The following is a 23,473-nucleotide window of genomic DNA, read 5'->3' on the forward strand; positions in this document are numbered from 1 at the left end:
AAACCGCACCGATTATACCGCAGAGTATCGCGGATAACAGCCCGACAATCGGTCAGGACAGAACACCAGTCTATTTAGCTTTTTTTTGCAGCGCTTTTGCTTCAGCTTTTACATGCTCCGGCGCGTCAGACTCCAGCACCTCTGAAATAATCTGGCCGGCACTTTCCAGGTCATCTATTTCAAAATAAGCCCGCACCAGATCAAGTTTTGCTGCAAAACCATTGTCTTCTGTATCAACATCCTGCGGGTTATCATTACCAATAACATCCGCGAATTCATCCAGACCAACATCAACATTTAATTGCTCGAAACGGCCATCATCCTCCTGCACTTGCTCACTGCTGGCCAGTAAATTATCTATTTCAACAAAGTCATTGTCAGACAACGCTGTTATTTCATCTTCGTCCAGTGACGGGCTGAACACATCGTCCACATCCAGATTCAACTCCTCACTGTCACTGGCGGTGGTTTGTGCCATCGCTTCGAGCTCAGTCAACAAGTTATCAAACTGACTGTCATCCAGTTTTGCCAGGTTTTGATCAGCTTCCTCATCTGCCGGGGAAATCTCAACACTAACAGCGTCGTCGTCCAGTACCTGTTCATCGTTAAAATCTTCGTCGCTCAGCTCAAGCTCAGGATAACTGTCCAGCATTTTGCTGGGGTTCTCAACGGATAATGCGGCCTCCGAAGGTTTGGTAACCGAGTCATCTTCATTATTCTGTAAATCAGGACCATCGCTATCAACGCTAATATCGGTATCGTCAGCTAACTCATCAGCACTGTCGTCTGTAGTCGTCGTAGCAGGCTCTGTTTGCGCACCAGCATCAGTTTCAATGTCAGCTTTCTCAGCTGCATCGGTTTCGACTTCCGTTTTAGCTTCCTCATCAGATCCGGTCTCAGCCAGCTCTGGATCTACCGCCTCAACCTGCTGCAACAACTCATCCAGCTCAGCACTCAGTAACTCAGATGCCTGCTCATCTTGGGCTGATTCAGTTTCGTTAGCTTGCTCACCCGTCTCCAGTGCCAGAGCCTCTGCAAATGCATCAAGTTCGGTCCGATCAAAACTTTCATCTTCAACCAGACTGGCTATCTGACTATCTGTTAACTCATCATTACTTACGTCACTGCCAAAATGCTCACTAACTAAGGGCTCGCTGGTGTTGTCGGTTTCCACCAGAATCTGTTCATCCTCGCTTAATAGCAGTTCTTCATCGTCTGTCTGTCCGGCTCCAGGCTGTTCAAACTGCTCTGGCTCAGGCAACGCCGCTGTGTCTTCAGCTTCATCCGGGACATCCAGCTCAATTTCTTCCAGTAAATCATCGTCAACATCTGGCTCGTCGGCAATTTCAGGTGCAGTTGACGGAGTTTGCTCCTCTGATGACAGCTCCCCATCATCCAAATCAATTATCTCTTCGTCGGCTTCAGAGACAGTGAAATCCTGCTCTGCCTCATCAACCAGGTCCTCTTCTGACAGTCCAGTTGTTAACTGTTCGGTATCAGCTAAATCGGTATCAAGCTCATCATCAAGCTCTATAATGGCGTCGTCGTCATCCTCAGCAGACAGTAATGCATTTAAGTCACTGTCAGACAGAATATTATTGGCATCAAATTCAGCTTTGCCCGAGTCACTCTCTAAGTCTGGTGTATCGAGTAAATCGTCCAGCAGCTCATCTTCTGCCGATGCTGAACTCTGGCTTTCATTGGCCAACAAGCTATCATCATCCAGCAAAATATCGTCGTCCAGCAGAGCATCATCGTCCAGTAGCGCGTCATCGTTAAAATCAGGTAAGCTATCGTCCAGCACTTCAGTGCCAGCGAAATCACCATTGTCAGCAAAGGCATCGTCCAGCAGATTTTCATCAATATCAAATAAGCCACTGTCGTCTAAATCATTATTTTCATCGAGTGGTGGCAAAGGAGATTTATAATCAGCTGGCGGAACTGCAGCACTGTTGGCGGCAACCACCGCCGCCTCAGTTTGCTGACCCCTGCGTTTCAACCAAAACACCACGCCAAATAAAATCATTAATGCCGGAATTGACGCGGCCAGTACCCATACTATCGGGTTATTAAAGAAATCTGTGCCCTGCTCTTTTTCCGCGGCTAATGCTTTTGCTGCCTCGGCTGCCTGCTGCTCCTGCGCTTGCTGAGTAGCTAAAATGTCGGCTTGTTGCTGGAGCAAGGTATTTAACTGTTGCTGTAAACTGCTGTCTTCACCTAATTGCTGCTGCAGTGCCAGCAGCTCTGTTTGTACCTGCGATAACGTAGCTTTAAGCTGATTATTCTCTCTGGCTATCGCTTCTATCATCAGCACTGAATTGCCAAACTGATCTTTTAATTCGGTAAGCTGTTGTAGTTGCTCACTGGATACAGAAGAGCTTGCACTCGGCTGGCTACTGGCTTGACCGGTTGCTCTGGCCCGTGCAGCCCAGGCTTTATCGTCTGAATCTGACTTGGCACGAGCTACATTAATATCAATTGCCCGTATTTCGCGCAAATTAGGTAATTGCAACGTGGCCCCCGGACGCAGATGGTTCAGGTTACCGTCAATAAATGCATTGGGGTTTTTCAGATATATGGCGTACATCACCTGATAGGTACTTACATCGGCTGCGTCGGGTTTCACCCGTTCTGCAATTCGCCACAAAGTATCCGTTGCGCTAAGCGGCCCCAGCTGGCGTTGCATCAGGGCGGTATCGGTATTTTTTGGACCGCGCAACTGAGTTGACGCAGGCTCATCAGCAAAGGCGACGCCCGCTAGCAGCGTCGAGAAATTGACAACCAACAATAAAAACAAAAGACGAAGTGCCATTAACTTTCCTTACCCGGGCAACCTAAGCTGATTGATGCTTTCTTTACAGCAGATTTGTACATCAAATCTGTTTTATTACAAAATTCAATGCAAACACTGTTCCAAGATTAATAGAATATCATCCGCTAAACAGTAGCCCGCAAAATATAAAACAGCAACGGCATTGTTACCAGCATAAACCTAATCCAGAAAAAAGGCTCCCTCAGGAGCCTTTTAATACAGTTGGTTACAGATAGTCGCGAATGAGGTGTTCAGCAATCTGAATACTGTTTGTGGCAGCCCCTTTCCGGATATTGTCTGCCACCACCCACAGGTTCAAACCATTTTCATGAGAAATATCCTGGCGGACCCGGCCGACAAATACCTCATCTTTGCCGGTAGCACTGCAAACCTGAGTTGGGAAATCGGCGTTATCTTCCAGTAATACCACACCTGGCGCTTCTGCCAATAGTGCTTTAGCCTGTTCAACCGTAATCGGCATCCGGGTTTCAATATGTACAGCTTCAGCATGACCGTAAAATACCGGTACCCGCACCGCAGTAGCATTTACCGCGATGCTGCTGTCAGCAAAAATTTTCTGGGTTTCCCAGTGCATTTTCATTTCTTCTTTGGTGTAGCCATTATCCAGAAACACATCTATCTGCGGGATAACATTAAATGCGATTTGGCGGGCAAACTGCCCTTCCCCTTCCAGCGGCCGGCCATTCATCAACTGTACTGTTTCCTGCGCCAGTGCATCTACTGCAGATTGCCCGGCCCCACTAACAGATTGATAGGTAGCAACATTAATCCGGCTGATCCCAACTGCATCATAAATCGGCTTTAGTGCTACCAGCATCTGAATAGTAGAGCAGTTCGGGTTAGCTATAATATTGCGGTTTCGAAAATCAGCAATGGCTGACGCGTTTACTTCGGGAACTACTAACGGGATATCAGCGTCGTAACGATAGTGTGAGGTATTATCAATAACCACGCAGCCAGCATCAGCCGCTTTTGGTGCATAGATAGCGGAAACACTGCCACCGGCGGAGAACAAACCGATTTGCGCCTGACTCCAGTCGAAGTTATCCGCATCAAGCACCGTTATTTTTTTACCCTTAAAGGTAATGGTGCCCCCGGCCGAGCGGCTACTCGCCAGTGGAAATAATTGCGCCACCGGAAAATCACGCTGTTCCAGTATTTCTATCAAATGTTGCCCAACCAAACCGGTTGCGCCTAAAATCGCCACATTGTATTGCGATGCCATGCTTAAACCCCTTTATGCTGACTTGTAAAGCCTAACTGCGCCATCCAGCAGGGTAACTTACTGCCAGTAAGTTGCACCGAACTGAACTCACGTCGCGGCGGATAAGACTTTCGCAGCCAGTCGAACCCCTCACGTTGGATATGAAAACGGAATAATGCATCATCCCGCCGCACATCATATAACATTCGCGCAAGATTTTGGACATCCGGAAGCCCAAAATTATCAGATATCTGCACTTTTTCCACTGCTGGCACTGCCAGTAAGGTTGCAAGCTGCCGCAGGGGTGCCTGCTCAAGGTGCTGACAAAGCCGCTGGTACAGCATTGCCGTGCCCCGGGCTTTGCCTTCAATGCTATGGCCGGCGATATGCGCCGTGGCAATATCCAGATAAGGCAGCAATGTTTGCAGGATATCTGGTTCCTGCTCCCAGACATCGAGCACGACAGGTCGGGGTTGCTGCTTAAGTGCCTGCAACAGGGCCTGGTTATCAATTACCGCACCACGAGAGGCATTAATCAGCGCACAATCTGGTTTTAACAGTGCCAGCGTTTGCGCATTTAATAAATGCCAGCTTGGCGCCGGCCCGGTTTTAACCATAGGCGTATGAAAACTGATGATGTCAGCCTGCCGGCATACCTCAGCAAAAGGGGTATGCCGAAAATCAAGCTCTGCAGCAGCCCGCGGTGGATCGCAAAGCAACAGCTTTATATTCAAAGCCGCCGCAGCTTCTGCCAGGCGCTGACCGATGTGACCAACCCCAACAATACCCAGGGTTTTGCTGTTAAGCTGCCATTGATATTTTTCTGCCAGATACCAGATTGCACTTAGTACATATTCGACAACAGACTGGGCGTTGCAGCCCGGAGCGGAGCTGAAACTGATATTACGATCTGCTAAGTAAGCCTGGTCAATGTGCTCCATGCCGATGGTGGCAGTACCGACAAAACGCAGCACCTTATTTTCAGCCAGCAACGCCTGATTAACCGGTGTCACCGAACGTACCAGCAGCACTTCAGCGTCAGCAAGCTCACTGGCAGTAACCGCACGACCATTAAATAAGCTTACCGGCCCCAAATGACTAAAAAACTCTGCAACCAGTGGCATATTTTCGTCAGCGTATATTTTCATCAGCATATATCTTCATCAATAGTGGGAGACATCTGGAAATTCCGAGTAATGACGGCTATCACAACCCTGACGCAGTCTAGCAAAAAAAACAAAAAGCCAGACGGTTTTTCGTCTGGCTTGTTCGACAAAGGTCGCTACAAAACTTATGGCTGATAGCGCTGCATAACTAAGGTGGCATTGGTACCACCAAAGCCAAAACTATTCGACATAATGGTATTTAAGGTTGCATCCTGCGCCTGGCGGACGATATTCAAGCCAGCCGCCGCCTCGTCAAGCTCACTGATGTTGATCGACGACGCAATAAAGTTATGTTTCATCATCAGCAACGAGTAAATAGCCTCATGCACCCCAGCTGCGCCAAGCGCATGGCCTGTCATGGCCTTAGTGGCACTGATAGCAGGAGACTTTCCGGCAAATACCTGCTGAATAGCCGCCAGCTCTTTGACATCGCCAACCGGGGTACTGGTACCATGGGTATTCACATAGTCAACCGGTGCTGACACGCCCTGCATGGCCATTTCCATACAGCGCACTGCGCCCTCTCCACTTGGTGCCACCATATCGAAACCATCTGAAGTGGCACCATAGCCCACTATTTCAGCATAAATAGTGGCGCCGCGGGCTAAAGCATGTTCCAGCTCTTCTACCACCACGATGCCGCCACCACCGCTAATCACAAAACCATCACGCCCGGCATCATAGGTGCGCGAGGCCAGTTCCGGTGTCTCGTTATACCGGCTGGATAAAGCCCCCATCGCATCAAATTCCATTGCCAGGGTCCAGTGCACTTCTTCACCGCCACCGGCGAATACCACATCCTGCTTACCCAGCTGAATAAGTTCAACAGCATGACCAATACAATGCGCACTGGTCGCACAAGCTGAGCTGATAGAGTAGTTAACGCCTTTAATTTTAAAAGGGGTGGCAAGACACGCCGAACAGGTACTGGACATGGTTTTTGGCACAGCGTACGGGCCAACCCGCTTTACCCCTTTCTCCCGCAGCGTATCAGCTGCTTCAATCTGGGTTTTTGAAGATGCACCACCTGAGCCCACAACCAGCCCAATCCGCGGATCTGAAATTTGTTCAGCCGTTAAACCGGCATCAGTCATCGCTTCCTGCATTGCAATATAGGCATAGGCGGCAGCGTCACCCATAAAGCGCATTGCTTTACGGTCAATGTGCTCAGCCGGGTTCATTTTAATATTGCCCCAAACCTGAGAGCGTAAACCATATTCAACAAACTCCGGTGAAGCAGTAATGCCAGACCGGCCTGCTTTTAACGAATCCAGCACTTCTGCCTGATTATTGCCAATACTTGAAACAATACCCATGCCAGTGATAACGGCTCTTTTCATGCTTTCTCCCATGTCTGCCTGGCGGCAGATAAAAATAATGATGTTGCTAACTGATATTGCAAAGTATTGTACGGACTTTGCAACAAAAACTGGTCAGCTTTCAGCGTACAGCTGTACTCTTTTTAATTTTGCGTCAGCTTCAGGTAAACTACAAGCCGATTTTCCTGCCGGATACCAAGATGCAAGCGCTGAAAAACGCCAATATTCACTTTAACCAACAGGGTACCCCAGTTGCCACTGATTTTGATGACATTTATTTTTCAAATGAAGGCGGCCTGGCAGAAACAGAATATGTTTTTTTACAGCAAAATGGTTTACCTGAGCGCTGGCAACAAAGCCCCGCCGGATTTTTCCACATTATAGAAACTGGCTTTGGTACTGGCGCTAATTTTTTATTATGCTGGCAACGGTTTAAACAATTCCGCCAACAACAGCCAGAGGCTGCCTGCCGTCAGTTATATTTTTCCAGTTTTGAAAAATATCCACTAAGCCACAGCGATCTGACCGCAGCGCTGCAGGCACATACCGGGCTAAACGAGCAGTGTCACCAGTTACTGGCTCAATATCCGCCTGCTATACCAGGATGCCACCGGCTGACTTTTGAGAACGGTAATGTTGTGCTGGATTTATGGTTGGGTGATGTCAACGAGCTACTACCGCAATTACCCGGCAACAACCTGGCAGATGCCTTTTTTCTGGACGGCTTTGCCCCGGGCAAGAACCCCGACATGTGGCAGCAATCCTTATTTGATCAGATGGCCAGGCTTAGTCGTCCACAAGCAACAGTCGCAACCTTTACCAGTGCCGGCCTGGTAAAACGTGGCCTGCAACAAAGCGGCTTTACTATAAAAAAAATAAAAGGCTTTGGCCGCAAGCGGGAAATGTTAACCGCTACTTTTGATCCGAGCCAAACTGCTGCACCGTCTGACCGGGTAACACCAAATAGTAGCGACGCAACAACGGTATGCATTATTGGAGGCGGTATAGCGTCAGTTTGTCTGGCGCTGCAATTGGTCGAAAAAGGATTGGCGGTTGAGCTAATATGCGCTGACAACGAGATAGCGCAAGGTGCGTCTCACAATCTGCAAGGTGCAGTCTACCCAAACCTGCACCCGACCCCGACCCTTGCCAGCCTGTTACATTGCCAGGCGTTTTATTTTGCCCGCCATTTTTATCAGCAGATAGCAGCTCAGGGTTTGCCTTTCGCCATGCAATGGTGTGGCGTGCTGCATCTGGCAACCAATCCGGCATTAGCACAACGTCAGCAAAAAATTGTTGCCGGGGAAAATTGGCCGCCAGAGCTGGTATATCCGGTAACAGCAGAGCAGGCAACCCAAGTTGCCGGCGTTGCGTTAACGCATAGCGGCATTTTTTTGCCGCAAGCCGGCTGGCTCAGCCCGCAACAATTTTGCCAGGCAGCTTTGGCTTTGTTATTGCAGTCCAAGCGCTTTCAGGTAAGGTTTAACAGCAAGGTAAGCGCGATAATTCCTGGCAAAGTCGATACTTCAGGCCAGGCAAAACAGCCTGCAGCACTGTGGCAAATCCAGTATGACGACCATACCCCGGCAGCAAGTTACTCTTGCGTAGTGCTGGCTAATGGCGCTGATATAACAGGTTTTACTGTTAGCGAGCACTTACCAGCCAACCGGGTTCGCGGTCAGGTTAGTCATGTTAGCAGCAAGGATATGGCCCCTCTTAACACTGTGCTTTGCCACAAAGGCTATATCACGCCGGCATTGGATGGATGTCATGCGGTTGGCGCCACCTTTGATCGTAAGGCTAACACTGCTTATTGTTCAGAAGCTGACGACCAGGAAAACCTTGAGTTGGTAAACAACCAGCTGCAACAGCCAGACTGGTTTGCTGCTACCGTGGTCACAGGATCGCGAGCGGCATTTCGGGCGACCGTGCCCGATCATCTGCCATTACTGGGAAGCATCCCTAACTGTCAGGGCATCTATACTTTCGGGGGGCTTGGTGCCCGTGGAATTTTACTGGCACCGTTACTGGCCGAAACGCTGGCCTGTCAAATTGCAGGCCGGCCGCTGGCATTCAGCTCAGACTATTTGGCAGCTTTAGCGCCAAAGCGTTTTGCTCAGGCAGCAGCAAAGGTCTGAAAACTATCTTATATTAGCGTCTGAGCTAAGCAGAGTTTGTTGGCGTTTAGCGCTGGTTTTTGCTGGTCAAAGTCTGCTGAAATTTGCTATGGTTGTACTGTACTTACTCACGGCACAACCGCGCTGAACAAAAGGAAATAAAATGCGATCTTTAGCTTTGTTAATAGCTTGCACCCTGTTTACTTCAGTATCACTTGATGTAAAAGCAGACAGTTTCTATCAGGTTCCCCTCACTGCCGACGCCCGTGAGTTTGCCCGGCTTGAAAATAAGTTACCCGCAGTGCTGAGTTATTTCAGTCGTCAGACCATTGGCGAGTTACAAGACTTCTACCGCCAGCAATTGGGCGAGCCCGACAACAGCGCTATTATTCATGGCCGCTTAAACCTGTATTACCGGGTAAACCAGCAACGGGTCAGAATACTTATTTCTGAACAAAATGACTGGCGTCAGGTAGATATTATGGTGCAGTAACCTCTGAATGCCTGCCGGGATGTCGTGGTGTTATTAAGGCCTGGCCATTTGCAATACCACCCGGCGGTTAGTCGCCCGCCCCAGACTGGTTTGATTTGAGGCCACGTGACGTCGCTCACCAAAACCATCTACCCGCACTTTATCGTTTGCAACTCCCGCCTCTGCTAAAAACTGCTTAATTTTTTCTGCCCGCTTCACTGATAACTGCTCGTTCATCCAGCGCCCACCATAACTATCGGTATAACCCTGTAATTCAATAGTTTCAATCTGCGGGTCATGCTGCAAATACTCAGCAATCTGTCGCAACCGCCGTTGTGACTCACGTGTCAGCTTGTCACTACCAGATTCATAACTTAATACTGTAAAAGCAATATCTTCAAAGCTGTAAGACAGTAAACCGGCAACGCATTCATTGAAGGCATAATAGCCGGGCGGAAACTGCACCGGGTTAAGCCTGGCAGCAACCTGATCATAGGGGCTGTGCCAATCTTCGTAATAAAATGTAGGGCTAAACCCCTGCTCCAGCTCCGTCAGCAACGTCCAGGCGGTCTTTTTCGGCAATTCACCATTAAATTGTTTTAATAATGTCATGCTAGCCAGGTTCTTACCGGGTTCACCCGGGCGCCAGGCCGGGGGCAAAGATAAGACTTCCGCCAAACTGTAGGCATCAGGTAGCCTGAGCATTTTCAGTTCAAAATTTAAATTAAGCGCCTTGCTGGCCTTGCTTTGAAATACCGCATTGCCAAAATTTGGAATAGTGTGTTCCAGCTGACAGAGCAGTGGCGTTTTTGCCGTTAACTGCCACTCTGACTGTTCAATACTGGCAGAATATTGACGCAACTGCTTAGTAACAGCATAACTGTTGCCACTCACTAGTGCATGCGCTAATGATATGAATATCAAAGCATATTTATTCATTTACTCTACCCTGTCACAAAATCACAAATTATTTAGTCCGCTTAGCCTACAGTGAACCAGCTTAAGTAACCAAACCACTAATGATTAATAAGCAAACACTGTGCCGAATACAAGACGCTGGCTTTTTTTTTTGGCATAATGCGCTCTGCTTTTTTTAATGGTTGGCTTATGACAGAAAAAACCTCTCTGCTCGCTCAACGGTTTCGTGGCTACTATCCGGTAGTTATCGACGTTGAAACCGCTGGCTTTAATGCTCAGACTGATGCGTTGCTGGAAATTGCGGTAAACCTGTTGCAAATGGATGACGACGGTAAGCTAATCCCGGGGGAAACTCTGCATTTCCATGTAGAGCCATTTGCCGGCGCAAACCTGGATGCCAGTTCGCTGGCCTTTAATGGTATTGACCCCTTTAACCCGCTACGTGGCGCAGTGCCAGAGCGGGAAGCATTAACTGAAATTTGTAAAGCGGTTCGCAAAGCGCAAAAAGCTGCCGGCTGTCAGCGTACAGTCATTGTTGCCCACAATTCAGCGTTCGACCAGGGCTTTGTCAATGCGGCTATTGCCCGCACCAATTATAAACGCTCACCTTTCCACGCTTTCGTTTCTTTTGATACTACCAGTCTGGCGGCATTAGCGTTAGGCCAGACAGTGCTTGCTAAAGCCTGTCAGCAGGCCGGCATTGCCTTTGACAATAAAGAAGCGCACAGCGCGCTGTATGATACTGAACGCACGGCAGAGTTGTTTTGCTATATCGTTAACAAGTGGCAGCAATTAGGCGGTTGGCCGCTGCCCGAAGCTGACGACGCTGACAACGTCGAATAAGCCGCAATAAAAACAGGGAGCTTAGCTCCCTGTTTTTATATTAACTGTCTGCAATCTGCAGATTACTCAGCGTCAGTCGTTGCGTCAGTACTTGTGGTTTTTGCCGCAGCTTCTTTAATTAATGGTTGTAACTCGCCGCGCTGGAACATTTCCAGAATAATATCGCAGCCACCAATTAATTCGCCATCAACCCATAATTGCGGAAAGGTAGGCCAATTAGCATACTTAGGTAACTCAGCGCGAATATCAGGATTCTGTAAAATATCAACGAAAGCAAATTGCTCTCCACAGGCAATCAGAGCTTGTGAGGCCTGAGCAGAAAAACCACAACTGGGGAATTTAGGCGAGCCTTTCATAAATAACAGAATAGGATTTTCAGCAATTTGCTGCTTAATTTTATCTAACGTCTCCATTTTCACCTCGACAGAAACTTAATGATTAACGCCATTTTACCTTTATCTTTGTCCGCTGACACTTGAGTTCAGAAAAAAAAACCCAATATCCGATAGAACAATCGAATAATCGCTGGTTGTGTTAACAAACCAGTACAGCTTACAAAACGTAAAAAAATGACACCGCTTAAAACTTGAGTAATTTAGTCAGGTTTTGTAGTCTACGCGATGCAGACATCTTTAACAACGATAACGGAGCACAACAATGGCCTTTGAATTACCAGCATTACCCTATCCAAAAGACGCTTTAGCCCCGCATATTTCAGCAGAAACATTGGAATACCATTATGGCAAGCATCACAATACCTACGTGGTAAAACTTAACGGTTTAATTGAAGGTACGCCGTTTGCCAGCAAGTCACTGGAAGATATTATCCGTAGTTCTGAGGGTGGCGTATTCAATAACGCAGCTCAGGTATGGAACCACACTTTTTACTGGCATTGTTTATCACCTAATGGTGGCGGTGAACCAACTGGCGCACTGGCCGATGCCATTAATGCCAAGTGGGGTTCGTTTGCTGAGTTCAAGAAAGCGTTTAACGATAAAGCAGTCAACAACTTTGGTTCAAGCTGGACCTGGTTAGTTAAAACAGCTGATGGCAGCCTGGATATTGTTAACACCAGCAACGCAGCAACACCGGTGCAGGATGCAGCAGTAACCCCAGTTCTGACCGTAGATTTATGGGAACATGCTTACTACATCGATTATCGCAATGCTCGCCCAACCTACCTGGATGCATTCTGGGCACTGGTTAACTGGCAGTTTGCTGCTGATAATTTCGCTAAGTAATATCGTTAGCTGACACTCTGATACCCGGCACTTGCCGGGTATTTTTTTGGGTTTGTTGCGGCTAATTTCGTTTTTAGATTCTTTCTCTTTTCTGCACTAAACCCGGCACGTCTGCGTTACGTATTAAAGAAACTGTAAATAAAAAATATGATTATTTTCGGTGAATTAGACAGGCAAAGATGATTTTTACTGTCTAACCTTAACAGTAACAGCAGCAAGATCAGGTTTCCCACGAGCAATGGCTGGAGGTGCGTATGAGCATTTTTGAGCACTACAAATCACGATATGAGGCCACCCGAGAAGAAGAATTTAGCATTCAGGAGTATCTGGCACTTTGTAAACAAGACAAGAGTTGTTATGCCACCGCGGCTGAGCGATTATTATTGGCTATTGGTGAACCGGAACTGATTGATACCGCCCAGGATCCGCAGTTAAGCAGGTTGTTTTCCAACAGGGTTATCGCCCGTTATCCCGCTTTTTCCGAGTTCTACGGTATGGAAGACGCCATTGAACAAATAGTTTCCTATTTAAAACATTCGGCGCAGGGGTTGGAAGAGCGCAAGCAAATTTTATACTTATTAGGTCCGGTTGGGGGTGGCAAGTCATCACTGGCCGAAAAACTTAAGCATCTGATGCAGCAAGTACCTATCTATTATTTAAAGGGTTCTCCGGTATATGATCATCCCCTGTCGTTGTTTGATGCCAGTGAAGACGGCCGCTTAATTCAGCAGGAATATGGCATTCCACCACGTTATTTACGTAATATTCTGTCGCCCTGGGCGACCAAGCGACTACATGAATATAACGGTGACATCAGCCAGTTCCGGGTTGTTAAAAAATATCCGTCAATTCTCGATCAGATTGCCATTGCTAAAACCGAGCCGGGTGATGAAAATAATCAGGATATTGCCGCATTAGTTGGCAAAGTTGATATTCGCAAGTTAGAGCATTTTGCCCAGAACGACCCCGATGCTTACAGTTATTCCGGCGCACTATGCCGGGCTAATCAGGGGCTGATGGAATTTGTCGAAATGTTCAAGGCTCCAATCAAGGTGCTGCACCCGCTACTGACTGCCACACAGGAAGGCAACTACAATGGTACCGAAGGCCTGGCCGCTCTGCCATTTGATGGCATTATTTTAGCGCACAGCAACGAGTCAGAATGGCAGACTTTTCGGAACAACAAAAACAACGAAGCCTTTCTCGACCGGGTGTATATTGTTAAAGTGCCTTATTGCCTGCGGGTCAGCGAAGAGAAAAAAATCTATCAGAAATTACTGGAACACAGTGAGTTAAACGCTGCGCCCTGTGCACCGGGCACCTTAAGTTCACTGGCCCAATTTGCCGTATTATCACGATTGAAACAGCCTGAAAACTCCAGCATCTATTCAAAAATGCGGGTGTACGATGGTGAAAGCTTAAAAGATACCGACCCTAAGGCAAAATCCTACCAGGAATATCGCGATTATGCCGGAGTGGACGAAGGCATGACCGGTTTGTCTACCCGCTTTGCCTTTAAAATACTGTCGCGGGTATTTAATTTCGACAGCACTGAGGTGGCAGCTAATCCGGTCCATTTGTTTTATGTGCTGGAGCAACAAATAGAGCGCGAGCAATTTGCTGCTGATGTTGCTGAGCGCTATCTGGAACACCTGAAAGGTTACCTGACCCCCAAATATATCGAGTTTATTGGTAAGGAAATTCAAACCGCCTACCTGGAGTCGTACTCTGAGTATGGCCAGAATATCTTCGACCGCTATGTCATTTATGCCGACTTCTGGATCCAGGATCAGGAATACCGGGACCCGGAAACCGGTCAGTTGTTTGACCGGGCAGCGCTGAATGCCGAACTTGAGAAAATTGAGAAGCCGGCCGGGATCAGCAACCCGAAGGATTTTCGCAACGAAATCGTTAATTTTGTACTGCGGGCTAAAGCGAAAAACAATGGTAAAAACCCGTTATGGACCAGTTATGAAAAGCTGCGTACCGTAATTGAAAAGAAAATGTTCTCCAGCACAGAAGAGCTGCTACCGGTTATTTCTTTTAATGCTAAGACTTCGACCGAGGATCAGAAAAAACACGATGATTTCGTCAACCGGATGATGGAAAAAGGCTACACCCGTAAGCAAGTCAGGCTGCTGTCGGAATGGTATTTGCGGGTTCGCAAGTCACAATAACGCCGGAGGTAGTATGGCGCACTTTATTGACCGTCGACTCAATGGCAAAAACAAAAGCGCTGTTAACCGGCAGCGCTTTATCCGGCGTTACAAACAGCAAATTAAAAAGGCAGTGGCCGACGCTATCAGTGAACGCAGTGTTACTGATATTAGCAGCGGCGAAAATGTGACTATTCCTAATAAAGATATTTCCGAACCTTTTTTTCATCAGGGTAAGGGGGGGCGGCGGCAAATTATTCATCCTGGCAACGACCAGTTCAGTGAAGGAGACCGTATTCCAAGGCCACAAGGGGGAGCTGGTGGCAGTGGTCAGGGCGATGCCAGCGCAGATGGCGAAGGTAGCGATGATTTTGTGTTCTCTATTTCTAAAGATGAATATCTCGACTTACTGTTTGAAGATTTGGCCCTGCCAAACTTACAAAAAAACCAACTGGATAAATTAGTACAATATAAGAATGTCAGGGCCGGTTACCGTGCCGAAGGCGTACCCAGTAATATTGACATAGTGCGTTCGCTGCGCGGCTCGCTGGCCAGACGCGTCGCCATGACAGCAGGTAAAAAACGAACTCTGGCTGAGCTTGAACAGCAGTTGCAAACACTGGAGCTTGAGCCGGTGCCCGATCAGCAACAACGGCTGCAGCTGCTTGAACAAATCGCAGCCCTTAAAGCCAGCATTGCCGCGGTACCTTTTATTGACAGTTTTGATTTGCGCTTTCGCAACTATCAGAAAAAACCCGAGCCTACCAGCAAAGCCGTGATGTTTTGTCTGATGGATGTCTCAGGCTCAATGGATCAACCCACCAAAGATATGGCAAAACGCTTTTATATCTTGCTGTATTTATTTTTAAGCCGCAGCTATAAGAACGTCGAAGTCGTCTACATCCGCCATCATACGCAGGCCAAAGAGGTTGACGAGCAGGAATTTTTTTACTCCCAGGAAACAGGTGGCACTATTGTCTCATCAGCGTTAAAACTGATGCATGAGATTATCCTTGACCGCTACGACCCGGCCCAGTGGAATATCTATGCCGCCCAGGCGTCTGATGGTGATAACTGGACTGACGACAGTGCCCCCTGCGCCGCCTTGCTGGCGAATAAACTGCTACCGCTGGTTCGCTACTACGCCTATATAGAGATTACTCCGAGGGCACATCAAAGCCTGTGGCACGAGTATGAAAAACTGTTGGCACAGCACGACAATATGGCAATTGAACATATTAGAGAGCTGGCTGACATATATCCGGTATTCCGCCAGCTTTTTAAAAAGCAGGCAGCCTGAGGAGATCATATGGTAAAAGCAAAAGCACAGCCGCAATGCCTGGCCGATGGTCCCGACTGGACTTTCGATTTGCTGGAGGAGTATCACCAGGAAATTGCCCGGGTAGCGGCTTTTTATCAGCTGGACACCTACCCGAATCAAATTGAAGTGATTACCGCAGAGCAAATGATGGATGCCTACTCGAGCGTCGGCATGCCGCTGGGTTATCATCATTGGTCGTATGGTAAAAAATTCATTCAGACTGAACAAAATTATAAACGCGGCTACATGGGGCTGGCTTATGAAATTGTTATCAACTCCAACCCTTGCATTGCTTACCTGATGGAAGAAAATACCATTACTATGCAGGCACTGGTTATGGCCCATGCCAGTTATGGTCATAATTCATTTTTTAAAAACAATTATTTATTCAAAACGTGGACTGATGCCGGCTCAATAATTGATTATCTGGTTTTCGCCAAAAACTATATTAACCAGTGCGAGGAAAAATACGGCATCACAGAAGTTGAAGATATGCTCGACTCTTGCCATGCCCTGATGAACTATGGAGTGGACCGTTATAAACGACCACAAAAAATATCGCTGGAAATCGAGCAGAAACGCCAGGAAGAACGGGAGGCCTACCTGCAAAGCCAGGTAAATGATTTGTGGCGGACTATTCCTTTAAAAGCAACCACTGAAGAGCAAGGCTTAGTTCGTTTCCCAGCCGAACCTCAGGAAAACCTGCTGTATTTTATCGAAAAAAACGCTCCCTTGCTTAAGTCATGGCAACGTGAAATAGTCCGGATTGTCAGGAAGATCTCCCAGTATTTTTACCCACAGAAACAAACTCAGGTAATGAATGAGGGCTGGGCAACGTTCTGGCATTACACTATTTTGCAACACCTGTACGATGAGGGTAAAGTCAGCGACCGCTTTATGCTGGAAGTACTGCATAGTCACACCAACGTCGTAGCACAGCCGGAATACAACAGTAAGTACTATTCAGGCATTAACCCCTATGCGCTGGGCTTTGCCATGTTTACTGATCTGCGGCGCATTTGCGAACAGCCCACCGCCGAGGATAAAGAGTGGTTTCCTGATATTGCCGGCAGCGACTGGCTGCAAACTCTGCACTTTGCCATGCAAAACTTTAAAGATGAAAGTTTTATCAGCCAGTATTTGTCACCAAAGGTCATCCGCGATTTTCATCTGTTTGCCATTGTTGATGACGATGAAGCAAACAGTCTGGAAGTCAGTGCCATTCACAATGCTGAAGGCTATCAGCGCATCCGGCAAATGTTGTCGGCTCAGTATAATTTAAGTCAGATTGAGCCAAATATTCAGGTGTACAGTGTCAATATCAATACCGACCGGGCGCTGACATTACGCTATATCCCGCAACAACGGGTGCCGTTAGCTAAAAATGCACCTGAAGTACTGAAACATTTACATCGCTTATGGGGGTTTGAAGTGATTTTAGAGCAACTCAATCAGGATGGTAGCAGTGAATTACTGGCTCGCTGTCCACTGCCTGCGAAACAGGATTAACCATAAGCCAGAGTTATTCTAACTCAGGTTTATGGCAGGTTACTTTGTTTCTGCCATCCACTTTCGACTGATATAAGGCTTTATCTGCGGCTTCAATCCAGTGCCGGTGTTCCTGCATACTGACATCACGCTCGGCCAGGCCCAGGCTGATCGTGACATTAAGAATGGTTTTATTATAATTTACTGTTAATGCCGCCACTTGTTGCCGAATACGTTCCGCCAGACACAGCGCCTGCTCCAGTGACGTATCAACCATCAATATAGCAAACTCTTCACCACCGTAACGACCAGCGAGATCGGTCGTTCGGATATTGGCTTTTATGACATCCGCAACTTTACGAATAACCACATCGCCGGCGGTATGGCCGTGAGTATCATTAACCCGCTTAAAGTGGTCAATATCACACATAAGTAAGGTGCTATGATGCCGATTATAACGTTGTAGCCGGTTAAACTCCTGAATAAGCGCATCTTCCCAATGACCCCGGGTGCTTAACTGAGTCAGGAAGTCGGTTTTCGATAACTGCTGCAAACGGCCATTCATCGACTCAAGCTCTGTGCGGCTTACCGCCGCATCTGTTACATCGTAAATAATGATGCACAGGTGGGTAACCTGACCACGGGTATCTGTTAGTGGAAAAATAGTACTGTTCTGGTACATGTATTCAGCACTTCCGGTAATGGGCCGGTAGTTTTTAAACTTAAAAATATAAGGTCGTTGCTCCCAGATAGTAAAAGCACGGTTTTTAAGTAAAATTACCGGGTCGCATTTGCGCCGCAACCATTCCTCATCAATTTCCGGAAATAAATCGAAGAGATAGCGTTCCCTGACATGTCTTGGTGTTAAGCCGCTATGGCTTTCCATAAAACCATTCCAGACCTGGATCCGGTAATCGCTGTTTAATACCACCAGTCCGACATCCACCGTCTGAAACATGTCCATCAACCAATGAACTTCAGAAACATCGAACTCGGCATTGGTTAAACTCATGGCTATTCTTCCAGTAAAAAAGCAACTTTGTGCTTCATGGTTTTAACACTGTCTTCGGTAAACAACAGCAGTAAATCACAATTAATATTATAGTTTTCGATACCGTAACTAAGCTCTATCGCCAGAGTTTTGCGCCAGCGCCTGGCATTGGTTTTAATTAATTCGCTTACCGGTGCATGCTGGCCAAGCACAACAGGATGGCCCTGACTAAAGCTCATATCCAATTGCTCTGCGATACCTTTCAATACCGCGCCAATAAGGATGTTCGCTACATCCATCAGCAATTCAAGCTCAGTTGACGGGGTTAATTCGCCCTGAAAATTAAGCAGGCTGGCAATGTCTTTAAAACTTGAATCAGTCAGGATCAACAGCGCTTCGCCGGCAACCCCGCCACCAATAAAACCCTGACAAACTGCTGAGGTCGACGAATGCTGCTCTACTGACGCTAGCGCCATATGCAACTCACTGACTTCAATAACGTTAACGTTGGGGATCGGCAGCTTTACGAACACATTCAGTAATCTTGCCAGTAAATCACCGGCCTGCCCCATCGCGACATTAGTGATTTCCTGAAACACATCCCGCATTTCGGCATTAAGCTCAGTGTCAGAACTGCGTCTACTCTGTGGCTGAGGCGCTACCGGCTGCCGTAAGCTAACATTTTGCAAAATAACCTGCAGCTTAGCGGCATCTACAGGCTTACGAATAAAGTCAAGCGCACCCAGCTCCATAACCCTCTGATATGCTTCAGGTTGCACATCACCTGACACCACCACAACGTTGACATTAAGCTGACGTTTCTTCAGCTCAGCCAGCACCTGATAGCCATCCATAATAGGCATATTTAAATCGAGAAACAGCCAGTCAATCGACTCTTTTTCCAGAGTTGCCAGTGCATCAGCACCATGGCCGGCAAAATGAACGCTGCCCTGCCAGTCTTGTGGTAAGATTCGGGCAAGTTGCTTGCGTGCCAGATTAGAGTCATCACATATCAGTACTGCGGTGGTCATTGGGCACTCACTTTAATACGTCGTTTGTTTATAATAGACGCAAAATTGCTTTTGATAACAGCAGTAGCAACAAATAAATTGCGTTATCGGTTTAAATACCATTAAATTCCAGATAATTAGGACATTCACTATGTTAAATCAGTTGCGAAAACCATTATCTATAAGCGCGCTGTTGTGCGCCACAATCTTCAGTCTATCAGCAACAGCTATTGATCTCACTGCTGAATTACCGAGCAGGGTAAGTAACGTCAAGGCTGGCAATCAGCAAGTTGTGTTATTAGGGCAGGAGTTGCAAGCAGGCCAGCAGGCGCCGGACTTTAAAGTGGTTGATAATAACTTCAAAACAGTTCAGCTGGCAGACTTTAAGGGTAAAACTGTCCTCATCAGCGTAGTACCTAGCATTGATACGGGCGTTTGTTCGTTACAAACCAAACGCTTTAACAATGAAGTGGCAAATTTACCGCAAGACGTGGTGTTGCTGACTATCAGTACTGATCTGCCGTTTGCCCAGAAACGCTACTGCCAGCAAGAACAGGTTAGCGATATGGCGGTGTTATCAGACGCAGTATGGCGTGATTTCGGCAGCAATTATGGCTTACTGATCAGAGATATGGGCTTGCTGACCCGGGCAATCCTGCTAATTGATAACACTGGTAAGGTGCACTATCAGCAATTAGTACCAGAACTGGCCCAGGAGCCGGACTATGATGCTGCGTTGACTGCCTTAGCGGATTTACTGAAGAAATCTTAATAGTCGTGGTGCAAAAAATTTTAATTTCCTCTCTTGAAAAATAGTTAAGTAACCTTATTTCTATAGCAGGTGGCCTGATAAGGCACCTGCTACAGTAAGCCGGCAGAGTAATTGCCGACGAGCTGATTACCCGTTCATCTGAAGGGTATTACCTAACCATTTTGCTATCTACAGAGGATTTGGCTATGAATAATTTAGATTTTACTCCGTTTTACCGTTCTTTTATTGGTTTTGACCATTTGGCAAACCTGATGAATGCCGCTGCCCGCAACGAAAAGCAACCCGCATACCCACCATATAACATTGAAGTTACCGGTGAAGACCAGTATTGCATAACTATGGCTGTTGCAGGCTTCAACGAGCAGGAATTGTCGATAGAAACTGAAAACAATACCTTAGTGGTGCAAGGTCAGAAAGACAGCAAAGATGAGGGGCGCCATTTTGTCCATCAGGGTATTGCTGAACGCAACTTTGAGCGAAAATTTCAGCTGTCTGATTACGTAAAAGTCACTGGCGCTTCGCTCGAAAATGGCTTACTGCATATTGCGCTGGTGCGGGAAGTGCCTGAGGCGTTAAAACCGAGAAAAATTGCAATTGGCAATATTAAACAACCGCAACTGGTTAGCGATGACAGTGCAGCTAAAAATGAAGGTAACAAAGTAAAAACCGCAGTAAACGGCTAAGCTGGTAACGGCTGATAAGCTGTTGGTTTACCGATTAAAAAAGCCCTCATTCGAGGGCTTTTTTAATTATATGGCTTAAAGACTTAGCCCAGTAACTTAACCAGGCTGGCACTGATTTCATCCACCGGCTTAGTACCATCTACATAATGATACTGCGTTTCACCTGCCTCGGCAGCTTTCCGGTAATAGCCAACCAGCAGCTCAGTTTGCTCATGATAGATTGCCAGGCGCTTGCGTACAGTTGCCTCAATATCATCGGCACGAATCACCAGTTCTTCACCGGTTTCGTCATCCTTACCCGTCACCTTAGGAGGGTTATATTTTATATGATAAACCCGACCTGAAGCCGGGTGTACCCGACGCCCACTCATCCGCTCAACAATAACGTCATCTGGTACGTCGAACTCTATAACATGATCAACCACAACACCGTTGTCTTTCATGGCATTGGCTTGCGGAATGGTCCGGGGAAAACCGTCCAGTAAAAAGCCTTTACTGCAATCGTCTTTAGCAATCCGCTCTTTTACCAGACCGATAATAATATCATCTGATACCAGCTGACCAGCATCCATCACCTGCTTTGCTGCCAACCCCAGTTCAGAGCCTTCTTTAATTGCTGAGCGCAACATATCGCCGGTTGAAATTTGGGGGATCCCATATTTATTCATTAAAAACTGAGCCTGAGTTCCTTTTCCGGCACCCGGAGCCCCCAACAAAATGATACGCATAGCAACACCCTCGTGATCTGGGATTATTCAAATATTAATAAAACCGAATCTTTACACAATGCGCTTGCTGAGACAAGAATTTTGTCTACTGGTGCTACCTGAAGTGGCGTATTTACTAGCCTTTAGTCGATAGCCTTGCTAACAGCAGGCTCTGAGCTTGTTTACTGGCTAAAGCAGCAGAAAGTAGCGCTTTTCTGCCGGAAATATTTACTGATACCGACTAAAGTCTGAAACGACGCACCAGTTCCTGCAGTTGTTCTGCCAGTTCAGACAGCGCATCACTTGCCCGCGCGGACTGCACTACATTTTCACTATTTTGCACAGCAACATCGCTTATCCGGTGAATATTCTGGTTAATGTCGCGCGACACAGTTGTTTGCTGCTCGGTTGCACTAGCTATCTGATGGGCGGTGCTACTAATCAGTTCAACCGCTTCACTTATTGCGAACAAGGCCTGGCCAGCACTCCCGGCACTCTCTGCAGTGGCTTTGGCTGAGTGCTCACTCCGCTGGTTAGCCTGCACAGCTCTCTCGGTCCCCGTCTGTAACTTCTCTATCATCTGTTTAATTTCAGTGGTTGAATCTTTGGTCCGGCTGGCCAGAGTCCGCACTTCATCAGCAACCACTGCAAACCCGCGGCCGCTCTCACCTGCCCGAGCTGCTTCAATTGCCGCATTTAGTGCTAACAAATTAGTTTGCTCTGCAATGCTTTCAATAACTTGCAAAATACTACCAATGTGATCGCTGTCCTGTTTTAGTAAACTAATGATTTCTGAGGCTTTGCTTACTTCTGCTGATAATTTAGTCAAATCAGTTAACGTAGTACTGACTATCTGCTGGCCATGAGCAGTTTCGTGTTCAGCTGCTGTCGCTGCCTGCGCTGCCTGCTGAGTATTGCGTGATACCTCCTCCAGCGAACTGGTCATCTGATTCATCGCGACTGCAGAGTTATTTATCTCGCTGTTTTGCTGCTCAATCCCGCCGCGGGTATGCTCATTAATTTTAGTCAGCTCTGTTGCCGCGGACGCAACCTGATCAGAGTAATCGCCAACCTGACCTATCATCTTGCGCAGATTTTGCTGCATGCTGGAAATCGATGCCAACAAACTACTGTTATCACCTGGTCTGAGCGTAATCACGGCAGTAAGGTCGCCCTCTGCTACCTGGTGCACTGCTGCCGCAGCATATTCCGGTTCACCACCAAGTAACTTGGTGACACTGCGCACTAGCATAATGCATATCAACCCCGCGATAATAAGTACTGCCAGCGAAATAACGAACAATGTCCAAAACATGGTTTTTACATCGGTCAGGGCGTCTGCTTGCCGGCTTTCCAGTACCAGTGACCAGCCGAGCATCGGAATAAAGTTATAACTACCGAATACCTCAGTGTCGGCGGCGTTCTGGTATTGTCCCACCCCGCTTTGCTTCGCCCTGACTGCATCCGCGGCAACGGTATTCAGCTGGCCACTTGCCCCTTTTAACGACGCGGCTTCGGTAATGGCTGCGCCTTCACTGTCTAGCAGGTAAATTTCTGTATAGCTGTCATGACTAAGCTCATTGACCATATCAAAGATTGTACTTAGCTGAACCGCGCCCCGCATTACCCCGACGACCTGGCCATTCTGGCGAATAGGAATAGCCACCGTACTGACTCTGGCTCCGGTTGCGCGGGACACTATGGGCTGCGAAAACGTGTCTTGCCCGGCAATTGCCTGCTTAAACCAGGCCCTGTCAGCAACATTGAAATCCTGTGCTTCAGCTGAAGACAGCACCCGGGCCTGACTATTGGCATAGCTTACTCCTGCCCGCCCTTTGCCATCAGGACCTACTACAAAAATAGTGTCATAATAGCCCTGACTTTGCGCCATAGCCTGCATTAAGCTGCTACTCAACGTCAGATCTCCTTGTTGTACCTGAGCCAGCGCAGCCAGATAGCGCATTTCTTCCTGGCGAACCAACAACCAGTTGGTAAAGGCCTCCGCATTGGCGCTACCGTTATTTTGTAAGTTGCTAAGCACAGCTTCTGTACGGGCGTTTTTATATTCAATAAAAACCAGGCTGGTCAGCACCACAATCGACAATAAAATCAGCCCTACCATACTGACAGTCAGCCTGACCCCCAGGCTAAGGCTTTTCCAACTCGACCCCATTATGCTCTCCTGATCCAAAACCGGATATTGGACTGAGTATAGTTTGCAATCAGTAAGA

The 23,473-nt window shown here is 47.4% G+C and carries 19 protein-coding genes; 9 read left to right on the plus strand and 10 right to left on the minus strand.

From position 1 onward, the window contains the following. Nucleotides 1-70 precede the first annotated feature (70 nt). The 4 genes from H141_RS0103300 to fabB form a co-directional block, all read right to left on the minus strand. Nucleotides 71-2,812 (minus strand): FimV/HubP family polar landmark protein, encoded by a 2,742-nt coding sequence (locus H141_RS0103300; protein WP_019674822.1) that lies wholly within the window; start codon nt 2,810-2,812, stop codon nt 71-73. A gap of 226 nt (nt 2,813-3,038) precedes the next feature. Further along, on the minus strand, nt 3,039-4,058 hold the full coding sequence (locus tag H141_RS0103305; protein WP_019674823.1) for an aspartate-semialdehyde dehydrogenase: 1,020 nt from the start codon (nt 4,056-4,058) through the stop codon (nt 3,039-3,041). 2 nt (nt 4,059-4,060) lie between these two features. Further along, the gene (locus H141_RS0103310; protein WP_026349198.1) at nt 4,061-5,185 is read right to left on the minus strand and encodes a 4-phosphoerythronate dehydrogenase; all 1,125 of its coding nucleotides are present in this window, start codon (nt 5,183-5,185) and stop codon (nt 4,061-4,063) included. Nucleotides 5,186-5,328: 143 nt separating this feature from the next. Continuing rightward, entirely contained in the window at nt 5,329-6,543 is a 1,215-nt protein-coding gene (gene fabB, locus H141_RS0103320; protein WP_019674825.1) for a beta-ketoacyl-ACP synthase I, read from the minus strand. A 179-nt stretch (nt 6,544-6,722) separates the two neighbouring features. Here fabB and mnmC point away from each other — a divergent pair, with 179 nt between their 5' ends. Continuing rightward, nucleotides 6,723-8,660: a bifunctional tRNA (5-methylaminomethyl-2-thiouridine)(34)-methyltransferase MnmC2/FAD-dependent 5-carboxymethylaminomethyl-2-thiouridine(34) oxidoreductase MnmC1 gene (gene mnmC, locus H141_RS0103325; protein WP_033425369.1), complete on the plus strand. Its 1,938-nt coding sequence runs from the start codon at nt 6,723-6,725 to the stop codon at nt 8,658-8,660. 142 nt (nt 8,661-8,802) lie between these two features. Then, a complete protein-coding gene (locus H141_RS0103330) occupies nt 8,803-9,132 on the plus strand; it encodes a hypothetical protein (RefSeq protein ID WP_019674827.1) in 330 nt (109 codons plus the stop codon). A gap of 33 nt (nt 9,133-9,165) precedes the next feature. Here H141_RS0103330 and H141_RS0103335 read toward each other — a convergent pair whose 3' ends face one another. Further along, nucleotides 9,166-10,050: a flagellar protein MotY gene (locus H141_RS0103335; RefSeq protein ID WP_019674828.1), complete on the minus strand. Its 885-nt coding sequence runs from the start codon at nt 10,048-10,050 to the stop codon at nt 9,166-9,168. 168 nt (nt 10,051-10,218) lie between these two features. Here H141_RS0103335 and rnt point away from each other — a divergent pair, with 168 nt between their 5' ends. Beyond that, complete coding sequence (gene rnt, locus H141_RS0103340; RefSeq protein ID WP_033425370.1) at nt 10,219-10,872, plus strand: ribonuclease T; 654 nt, start codon at nt 10,219-10,221, stop codon at nt 10,870-10,872. 62 nt (nt 10,873-10,934) lie between these two features. Here the strand turns inward: rnt and H141_RS0103345 are convergent, their stop codons facing one another. Beyond that, on the minus strand, nt 10,935-11,285 hold the full coding sequence (locus tag H141_RS0103345) for a Grx4 family monothiol glutaredoxin (RefSeq protein ID WP_019674830.1): 351 nt from the start codon (nt 11,283-11,285) through the stop codon (nt 10,935-10,937). A gap of 244 nt (nt 11,286-11,529) precedes the next feature. Between H141_RS0103345 and sodB the strand changes: the two genes are divergently transcribed. The 4 genes from sodB to H141_RS0103365 all read left to right on the plus strand — a co-directional run bounded on the left by sodB (nt 11,530) and on the right by H141_RS0103365 (nt 17,100). Beyond that, the gene (sodB, locus tag H141_RS0103350) at nt 11,530-12,114 is read left to right on the plus strand and encodes a superoxide dismutase [Fe] (protein WP_019674831.1); all 585 of its coding nucleotides are present in this window, start codon (nt 11,530-11,532) and stop codon (nt 12,112-12,114) included. Between the two features lie 254 nt (nt 12,115-12,368). Further along, nucleotides 12,369-14,291 carry a PrkA family serine protein kinase gene (locus H141_RS0103355; RefSeq protein WP_019674832.1) on the plus strand — a complete coding sequence of 641 codons (1,923 nt, stop codon included), beginning with the start codon at nt 12,369-12,371 and terminating at the stop codon, nt 14,289-14,291. A 13-nt stretch (nt 14,292-14,304) separates the two neighbouring features. Beyond that, nucleotides 14,305-15,570 (plus strand): YeaH/YhbH family protein, encoded by a 1,266-nt coding sequence (locus H141_RS0103360; protein ID WP_019674833.1) that lies wholly within the window; start codon nt 14,305-14,307, stop codon nt 15,568-15,570. Between the two features lie 9 nt (nt 15,571-15,579). Beyond that, nucleotides 15,580-17,100 carry a SpoVR family protein gene (locus H141_RS0103365; RefSeq protein WP_019674834.1) on the plus strand — a complete coding sequence of 507 codons (1,521 nt, stop codon included), beginning with the start codon at nt 15,580-15,582 and terminating at the stop codon, nt 17,098-17,100. A gap of 13 nt (nt 17,101-17,113) precedes the next feature. Here H141_RS0103365 and H141_RS0103370 read toward each other — a convergent pair whose 3' ends face one another. Both H141_RS0103370 and H141_RS0103375 read right to left on the minus strand, forming a co-directional pair. Continuing rightward, nucleotides 17,114-18,091 (minus strand): sensor domain-containing diguanylate cyclase, encoded by a 978-nt coding sequence (locus tag H141_RS0103370; RefSeq protein WP_019674835.1) that lies wholly within the window; start codon nt 18,089-18,091, stop codon nt 17,114-17,116. 2 nt (nt 18,092-18,093) lie between these two features. After that, on the minus strand, nt 18,094-19,101 hold the full coding sequence (locus tag H141_RS0103375; protein ID WP_019674836.1) for a response regulator: 1,008 nt from the start codon (nt 19,099-19,101) through the stop codon (nt 18,094-18,096). Between the two features lie 130 nt (nt 19,102-19,231). Here H141_RS0103375 and tpx point away from each other — a divergent pair, with 130 nt between their 5' ends. Then, nucleotides 19,232-19,852, plus strand: coding sequence for a thiol peroxidase (gene tpx / locus H141_RS0103380; RefSeq protein ID WP_019674837.1), 621 nt, complete (start codon nt 19,232-19,234; stop codon nt 19,850-19,852). A gap of 185 nt (nt 19,853-20,037) precedes the next feature. Continuing rightward, complete coding sequence (locus H141_RS19810; RefSeq protein ID WP_019674838.1) at nt 20,038-20,535, plus strand: Hsp20 family protein; 498 nt, start codon at nt 20,038-20,040, stop codon at nt 20,533-20,535. A gap of 83 nt (nt 20,536-20,618) precedes the next feature. Here H141_RS19810 and adk read toward each other — a convergent pair whose 3' ends face one another. Beyond that, nucleotides 20,619-21,263: an adenylate kinase gene (adk, locus tag H141_RS0103390; RefSeq protein ID WP_019674839.1), complete on the minus strand. Its 645-nt coding sequence runs from the start codon at nt 21,261-21,263 to the stop codon at nt 20,619-20,621. 220 nt (nt 21,264-21,483) lie between these two features. Beyond that, nucleotides 21,484-23,415 carry a methyl-accepting chemotaxis protein gene (locus H141_RS0103395; protein WP_019674840.1) on the minus strand — a complete coding sequence of 644 codons (1,932 nt, stop codon included), beginning with the start codon at nt 23,413-23,415 and terminating at the stop codon, nt 21,484-21,486. Nucleotides 23,416-23,473 lie beyond the last annotated feature (58 nt).

The organism is Arsukibacterium perlucidum DSM 18276 (assembly GCF_000382165.1).
In the GTDB taxonomy this organism is placed as follows: Bacteria; Pseudomonadota; Gammaproteobacteria; order Enterobacterales; family Alteromonadaceae; genus Alishewanella; species Alishewanella perlucidum.

Bases quoted from the DNA above. Each gene is read 5' to 3' on its own strand.
- H141_RS19810 (WP_019674838.1), top strand. From the start codon at position 20,038: ATGAATAATTTAGATTTTACTCCGTTTTACCGTTCTTTTATTGGTTTT.
- H141_RS0103355 (WP_019674832.1), top strand. From the start codon at position 12,369: ATGAGCATTTTTGAGCACTACAAATCACGATATGAGGCCACCCGAGAA.
- mnmC (WP_033425369.1), top strand. From the start codon at position 6,723: ATGCAAGCGCTGAAAAACGCCAATATTCACTTTAACCAACAGGGTACC.
- fabB (WP_019674825.1), bottom strand. From the start codon at position 6,543: ATGAAAAGAGCCGTTATCACTGGCATGGGTATTGTTTCAAGTATTGGC.
- sodB (WP_019674831.1), top strand. From the start codon at position 11,530: ATGGCCTTTGAATTACCAGCATTACCCTATCCAAAAGACGCTTTAGCC.
- tpx (WP_019674837.1), top strand. From the start codon at position 19,232: ATGTTAAATCAGTTGCGAAAACCATTATCTATAAGCGCGCTGTTGTGC.
- H141_RS0103360 (WP_019674833.1), top strand. From the start codon at position 14,305: ATGGCGCACTTTATTGACCGTCGACTCAATGGCAAAAACAAAAGCGCT.
- H141_RS0103370 (WP_019674835.1), bottom strand. From the start codon at position 18,091: ATGAGTTTAACCAATGCCGAGTTCGATGTTTCTGAAGTTCATTGGTTG.
- H141_RS0103365 (WP_019674834.1), top strand. From the start codon at position 15,580: ATGGTAAAAGCAAAAGCACAGCCGCAATGCCTGGCCGATGGTCCCGAC.
- H141_RS0103335 (WP_019674828.1), bottom strand. From the start codon at position 10,050: ATGAATAAATATGCTTTGATATTCATATCATTAGCGCATGCACTAGTG.
- rnt (WP_033425370.1), top strand. From the start codon at position 10,219: ATGACAGAAAAAACCTCTCTGCTCGCTCAACGGTTTCGTGGCTACTAT.
- adk (WP_019674839.1), bottom strand. From the start codon at position 21,263: ATGCGTATCATTTTGTTGGGGGCTCCGGGTGCCGGAAAAGGAACTCAG.
- H141_RS0103330 (WP_019674827.1), top strand. From the start codon at position 8,803: ATGCGATCTTTAGCTTTGTTAATAGCTTGCACCCTGTTTACTTCAGTA.
- H141_RS0103310 (WP_026349198.1), bottom strand. From the start codon at position 5,185: ATGAAAATATACGCTGACGAAAATATGCCACTGGTTGCAGAGTTTTTT.
- H141_RS0103345 (WP_019674830.1), bottom strand. From the start codon at position 11,285: ATGGAGACGTTAGATAAAATTAAGCAGCAAATTGCTGAAAATCCTATT.
- H141_RS0103375 (WP_019674836.1), bottom strand. From the start codon at position 19,101: ATGACCACCGCAGTACTGATATGTGATGACTCTAATCTGGCACGCAAG.
- H141_RS0103395 (WP_019674840.1), bottom strand. From the start codon at position 23,415: ATGGGGTCGAGTTGGAAAAGCCTTAGCCTGGGGGTCAGGCTGACTGTC.
- H141_RS0103300 (WP_019674822.1), bottom strand. From the start codon at position 2,812: ATGGCACTTCGTCTTTTGTTTTTATTGTTGGTTGTCAATTTCTCGACG.
- H141_RS0103305 (WP_019674823.1), bottom strand. From the start codon at position 4,058: ATGGCATCGCAATACAATGTGGCGATTTTAGGCGCAACCGGTTTGGTT.